Source organism: Acidisphaera rubrifaciens HS-AP3 (assembly GCF_000964365.1).
Taxonomy (GTDB): Bacteria; Pseudomonadota; Alphaproteobacteria; order Acetobacterales; family Acetobacteraceae; genus Acidisphaera; species Acidisphaera rubrifaciens.
On record NZ_BANB01000865.1, the window covers coordinates 1 to 902 of the forward strand.

The following is a 902-nucleotide window of genomic DNA, read 5'->3' on the forward strand; positions in this document are numbered from 1 at the left end:
GCGCGTGCGGCAGGCGCAGGAGATCGCCGAGCGGCTCGCCCGTGCCCGGCCGGACGCGCTGGACGACGCGCTGGACATGCTGGCCCGCATCGAGCGGCTGGCGCTCGGCCCGGCGGGGGCGGCGTGACCGCCCTCCCCCACGCGCTGGGGGTGATGCTGGAGACGCTCGACGACGCGCGCATGCCGCTCGCGCCGGTGGAGGTCGCGGTGATCGACAGCGGCATCGACGCGACGCATCCCGACCTCGCCGGACGGGTCGCGCGCGCCGTCCGCTTCGCGCCGGCCGAGGATGGCGGCACGGCGGAGGTCGCGCTGGCGCCGCACACGGTCAACGACAGTTTCGGCCACGGCACCGGCGTCGCCGGTATCATCGCCCGCCTCGCGCCCAACGCGCGGCTGGTGGACATACGCGTGCTCAATGCCGGCAACCGGGGCAGCGGCGACGATCTGGTGCGCGGGCTGCGCGTGGCGGTGCGCGAGCGCATCCCGATCGTCAACATGAGCCTCGCCGCGCCGGCGCGCCACGCGGCGGAGCTGGCGGCGCTGTGCGAGCGGGCCTGGTACCAGGGGCAGATCGTGGTGGCGGCCAAGCGCAACGTGCCGATCACCGATGACGGCTATCCGGCGGAGTTCGCGTCCTGTCTCGGCGTCGATACCGAGGCGCTGCCGACGCCGTTCCATCTGCGCTTCCGCGACCGCGGGCGGATCGAGCTGGTGGCGCTGGGCGAGGACGTGCCGACGACGGGGCTGGACCACGGCTATACCAGCATGACCGGCACGAGCTTCGCCACGCCGACGGTGAGCGCGCTGTGCGCCCGGCTGCTGGGCGCGTGGCCGGAGCTGCGGCCATTCGAGGTGCGGGCGGTGCTGCGCGACGCCGCGGCGCGCATGGCGGTGACGGA

Annotated in this window: 1 protein-coding gene; it reads left to right on the plus strand. The window is 75.2% G+C overall.

Annotated elements, in window-relative coordinates:
* Window positions 1–123: 123 nt before the first annotated feature.
* On the plus strand, window positions 124–902 hold a 779-nt coding region (locus tag B8460_RS18605; RefSeq protein WP_148360703.1), incomplete at its 3' end, for a S8 family serine peptidase.